The sequence below is a fragment of the Oscillochloris sp. ZM17-4 genome, from assembly GCF_019599295.1.
In the GTDB taxonomy this organism is placed as follows: domain Bacteria; phylum Chloroflexota; class Chloroflexia; order Chloroflexales; family Chloroflexaceae; genus Oscillochloris.
In genome coordinates this window covers 1-5109 of sequence record NZ_JAIEWN010000109.1, presented here as the reverse complement: position 1 = coordinate 5109, position 5109 = coordinate 1, and the positions used below count along the sequence as shown (strand labels likewise).

Below are 5109 nucleotides of genomic sequence, written 5' to 3'. Positions count from 1 at the left end.
GCTTTGCCACGTCCAGGGTCGCGCAGAGGCCGGCCAGGGCCGCGCCCGAGTAGGTGTTGCCGATCTGGGGCGAGAGCAGGCCGGGCGCGATCTGGGCGTCGCTGAAGCCCAGCCGCTTGGCCACCGCCTGCGGGAACTTGGCGTTGGGCTGGTGGAACACCGCGTAGGTGAAGTCCGTGGGGGCGCGGCCGAGGTCATCGAGCAGCCGGCGGGCCGCCGACTGGATCGTGCGGAAGTAGGCCGGCTCGCCGGTGAAGCGGTTGCCGTGCATCGGGTAGGGCCGCTCGGCGCGGCGGTAGAAGTCGGGCGTGTCGGTGACATAGGAGATCGTGGCGTCGATCGTCGCCAGCGCCTGCTCGGCCGGGCCGACCAGCAGCGCCGCCGCGCCGGCCGAGGCGGTGTACTCCAGGGCGTCGCTGGGCCGGCTCTGGGCCGTGTCCGCGCCGATCGCCAGCACGTAGTCGGCCATGCCGCTGCCGACCATGGCCATGCCCGCCGTGAAGGCCTCGCTGCCGGCCTTGCAGGCGAACTCCCAGTCGGCGGTGCTCACCCAGGGCGTCGCGCCGAGGGCCTCGGCCACGACCGTGCCCGAGGGCTTGACGCTGTAGGGGTGGCTCTCCGAGCCAATCCAGACCGCGCCCAGGCGGTCGGCGGACAGCTCGGCGCGGGCCAGGGCGCTGCGGCCCGCCTCGATCGACATCGTGATCGTGTCCTCATCCGGCCCCGGCACGCTCTTGGCGTCCACCGGCACCCCGCCCTGCCCGTCCGTCCAGATCCGCGCGATCTCCTTGGCGGCGATCCGATAGCGCGGCACATACACCCCGTAGCCCACCAGTCCCACCGGGCGAGTCGGCTTCATCATCGCGAATGCTCCTATTCGCGGGCGCAACGTAGGGACGCAGCGCGCTGCGTCCCTACGTTGCGCCCGCCCTCTTAACCTTACGGGTGCAGCTCGGCCACGAGCTCCTCGGCGCGGGCCGGCTTGATATTGCGCTCCTCGACCATGCGCCGGGCGATCTCATCGACCAAGGGGCCGTGGGCTCCGGCGGCCATAGCGATCTGGCGGGCGTGCAGGCCCATGTGGCCCTGCTGGATGCCCTCGGTGGCCAGGGCGCGCATCGCTGCCAGGTTCGAGGCCAGGCCGGCGCAGGCGCAGATCCCGGCCAGCTCGTCGGCTGTCTTCACGTGGAGCAGCTTGAGCGACACCTGGGCGGCCGGGTGGACCTTGGTGGCCCCGCCGACGATGCCGACCGCCATGGGCATCTCCAGCGTGCCCACCAGGTTGCCCTCCTCGTCGCGCTCCCAGGTGCTCAGCGAGGTGTACTGGCCACTGCGCGAGGCGTAGGCGTGGGCGCCGGCCTCGATCGCCCGCCAGTCGTTGCCCGTCGCGACGATCACCGGGTCGACGCCGTTCAGGATACCCTTGTTGTGGGTCGTGGCCCGGTACGGGTCCACGGCGGCGAAGGCGTAGGCCCACATGATCCCCTCGGCCACCTCCTCGCCCGAGAGCCCGTCGCGCTCCAGGGCCGAGACCGGCACCACGCAGCGGGCGCGGGCCAGGCGGCGGTCGCTCAGGTTCGAGAGGATTCGCAGGTAGGCCTTCCCGCCGGTGAGCCCCTCGAGCAGCGGGGCGATCGCCTCACACATGCTGTTGATCGCGTTGGCCCCCATCGCGTCGCGGCAGTCGACGATCAGGTGGACGACCATCATCGCGCCCATGGGGCTGCTGGGGAAGTAGTGAACCTCCACATCGCGGGCGCCGCCGCCGAGGGTGACGAGCGAGCGGCTCTGGGCGTTGGCCAGCCGCAGGATCTCGGCCTTGTGGGCCAGAATATCGACTCGGGCGCTGTTCGGCGCGGCGACGTGGACGAGCTGCACCTGGCCGATCATCAGCGGCTCGCTGGTGCTGGCCTCGAAGCCGCCGCCGGCCCGCACCATGCGCGCGGCGTAACTGGCCCCGGCCACAATCGAGGGCTCCTCAACCACCATGGGAATCAGGTAGTCGCGCCCATTAATCTGAAAATTTGTCGCAATCCCTAGCGGCAGATTGTATGTGCCGACCACATTCTCAATCATCTTGTCGGCCCGCTCGATCGTGAGCACGCCGTGTCCACCGTGGAGCGCCTTTAGGTCTTCATCGACCAGTCCGTCGAACGACTTGACCATCTGGAGCCGCTCAAATGGGTTGAGCTGGTAGAAGCCTTGCAGCCGGGAGTTATTGGTGCCCATAGATCCTCTTCACTGCGCTCGTGACATGATTCACAACGTGTGTGACTGCGAGCGATTGTAGCACGGGATCGCCTCTCAATGGCATGAAAAAGCTCTCAAAACCTATCATCCCGCTGTCTGAGGCTATCAGAGGGGTGGTACAATGCCCGACATGCGCTTATTGGTCTGGCTCTTGCTGCTGCTCGCCCTCGCCGGCTGCGCCGCCTCGGGGGGCGTCGCCGCAGCCACCCCGCTGCCTCAGCCGACGATCCCCGCCGTGGCCGAGGTCCTGGCCGACCCGCCCACCGATCGGGTTGAGGTGATCGGCTACCTCTATATCACCGGCGCCGGGACGGCCCTGGCAGGCGGGCTGAGCTTCAGCCAGGCTGACCCCCACGCGCCGCTCGCCGCGCCGGGCTCGATCTGGATGCCCGACCCGCCGCCCCTCCCCGCCGACGCGCCCGTCGAGTCGGCCGGCGCCACGCGCTACCTGATCGTCCGCGCGCAGGGCCGGCTGAGCGCCCGGGGCAGCTACGGGCCGGGCGGCAGCTACCCCTACCAGATCTCCGAGGTCATCCTGGAGCCCCTGGGCGCGCGCGACCTGAGCATCGGCCTGCTGCTCGCCAACAGCGGCATCTACGACAACCAGCCGGTGCGCCTGTCGGGCCAGCTGCTCCTCGGCGCGTCCACCGCCCTCCTGGTCGACCGGCTCGGCAGCGGCGGCGTGCCCGAGGCGAGCGCGCAGCAGATCAAGCTGATCGGCCCGATCGTGGACGAGCCGCTGCGCGCGCGGCTGACCGCGGCCCCCGGCGGCGCCGCCTACTTCGGCCCGGTTCAGATCATCGGCATCTGGCGTCGCAGCAGCCTCTACCCGCTGGCGATCATCCCCGCACGGTGAGGGTGTGGGAGCGCTTCGCTCCCATGCGCATCAGCGTTAGGGCGGCAGCCCTAACGTTGATGCGTATGGCATCACTCCCCCACAAAAAACTGATGGCGCTGCGGCGCGGCTTAGCCGCGCCGCAGCGCCATCAGCTTTACTCGGCGTCGGGGGAGCCAGGGGGTCTACGACCGCTCCAGGGAGCTCGGGTGCGGCGTCTCGGGGGAGGGGTACTGTGCAAGCCGCACCCACCCCTGCTTGATCGCGTAGATCACCGCCATCGTGCGGTCGTTCACCTGGAGCTTCGAGAGGATCGCGGTGATATGGTTCTTCACCGTCTGCCCGCTGATGCTGAGCTCGTTGGCGATCTCCTTATTGGAGAGGCCGCGGGCGATGCAGTCGAGGATCTCGATCTCGCGGCTGGTGAGCGGCGCGAAGAGCGCGCTGGTCTGCTCATCCTCAGTGGCGGCCAGCTCGCGGAACTGGTGCAGCACGCGGGTGGCCACGTTCGGCTTGGCCAGCACCGAGTCGTTGATCAGATAGCGCCCGGCGGCCACGTTGCGGATGTAGTAGAGCAGCTTCTCAGGGTTGACATCTTTTGAGGAGTAGGCGGCCGCGCCGACCTTGATCGCCTGAAAGAGCTGGTCGTCGTCCTCGTAGACGCTCAGCACGATGATGCCGGTGCGCGGGTCGCGCCGCTTGATCACGCGGGCGACCTCCAGGCCATTCAGGCCGGGCAGGTTAATATCCACGAGCACCACATCGGGGCTGAGCTTCTCGGTGAGCTTGATCGCCTCCTGGCCATTCTCGGCCTCGCCCACCACCTCCATATCGTCAGCGTCCTCCAGGCTCCAGCGGATGCCCTGGCGGAACAGCGGGTGATCGTCAATGATCAAGACTTTAATCTTTGCAGGCGTCGCCATCATCATCCCCTCTCATCTCGGCGAAATTGGCATGCTCACGGTCACCTCTGTCCCGTGGCCGGGGCGGGTCGTCACCAGAAAGCGCGCGCCCACAAGCTCGGCCCGCTCGCGCATGCTGGTCAGACCCCAGCTCTCTCGGCCGGCCCGGCGCGCCACCTCGCGGGTGTCGAACCCCGGCCCCTCGTCGCGCACAACGAGCAGGAGCTGGCCGCCGCGGGTGGTGAGCATCACGTGGACGGGGGCGCCCTTGGCGTGCTTGTGGGCGTTCTGGAGCGACTCCTGGACGATGCGGTAGAGCACGATCTCGGTCTCGGTCGGCAGGCGCGGCAGCGTATCAGCCTCGAAGCTCACCTGGGCGCTGACCGTGTCGTGGTAGCGGCGCACGTAGTCGGCGAGCGCCCCGGCGAGGCCCTGCTCGTCAAGCTTGCCCGGCCGCAGGTCGGCGATGAATCGTCGCACCTCGGCCAGCCCCTCGCGGGCCGAGCCGCCGAGCTGCCCGAGCACCTCGGCCAGCCGCTCCACGCGCTGGGCCTTGAGTAGGTTCTGGCAGTGCTCCAGCCCCATCAGGGCGTTGGCGAGCACCTGGGCCGGCCCGTCGTGTACCTCACGCGCCAGGCGTGAGCGCTCCTCCTCGCGCCCCATGATCGCCTGGGCGCGCAGGGCCTGCACCCACGGGTCGCCCGGGTCGCCCTCGCCGCTGCCGCTGAGCGTGGCGCTGCTCATGTCGATCTGGCGCACCAGCTGGTCGAGCTGGCGCAGGGCGCGCCGGCCGCCCTCATACTCGCGCGTGAGGGTCTCGTGGCTCGCCCGGAGCTGCTGCTCGCGCTCGGCCAGGCCCGCCGCCGTGGGCAGCCCGCGCTCGGCGGCGAACCGCAGCTGCATGCTCGCCTCGTCCAGCATCCGCGCCGACTGGCGCAGGTCGAGCTCCACGTGGGCATAGCGCTGTAGCGCCGACTGGTGGAGCTCGCGTAGGCGGGCCAGCTGCTCGGCGACTATCCCGTGGGCGGCATCAAGCAGCGCAGATGGCTCGGCGCTCACAGCTCCCTCTCCATTCTGTCGATCTGTAAAGTGGCCTCAGTATAGCACAGCGATTAGGGCGGC

5 protein-coding genes are annotated in these 5109 nt (G+C 69.3%); 1 reads left to right on the top strand and 4 read right to left on the bottom strand.

All coding sequences use genetic code 11. The annotated features are described in order from the left end of the window. The coding region (locus tag K2Z83_RS27790; RefSeq protein ID WP_220598423.1) for a hydroxymethylglutaryl-CoA synthase at positions 1-862 on the bottom strand (862 nt) is incomplete at its 3' end. A gap of 77 nt (positions 863-939) precedes the next feature. After that, positions 940-2229 carry a hydroxymethylglutaryl-CoA reductase, degradative gene (locus K2Z83_RS27785; protein WP_220598422.1) on the bottom strand — a complete coding sequence of 430 codons (1290 nt, stop codon included), beginning with the start codon at positions 2227-2229 and terminating at the stop codon, positions 940-942. A 142-nt stretch (positions 2230-2371) separates the two neighbouring features. On the opposite strand from K2Z83_RS27785, the gene K2Z83_RS27780 reads away from it, so the two are divergent. After that, entirely contained in the window at positions 2372-3106 is a 735-nt protein-coding gene (locus K2Z83_RS27780) for a hypothetical protein (protein ID WP_220598421.1), read from the top strand. Between the two features lie 164 nt (positions 3107-3270). On the opposite strand, the gene K2Z83_RS27775 is transcribed toward K2Z83_RS27780, so the two are convergent. Together K2Z83_RS27775 and K2Z83_RS27770 are read right to left on the bottom strand one after the other, a co-directional pair. Then, the gene (locus K2Z83_RS27775) at positions 3271-4008 is read right to left on the bottom strand and encodes a response regulator transcription factor (protein WP_220598424.1); all 738 of its coding nucleotides are present in this window, start codon (positions 4006-4008) and stop codon (positions 3271-3273) included. Positions 4009-4020: 12 nt separating this feature from the next. Further along, on the bottom strand, positions 4021-5046 hold the full coding sequence (locus K2Z83_RS27770) for a sensor histidine kinase (RefSeq protein WP_220598420.1): 1026 nt from the start codon (positions 5044-5046) through the stop codon (positions 4021-4023). Positions 5047-5109: the final 63 nt, after the last annotated feature.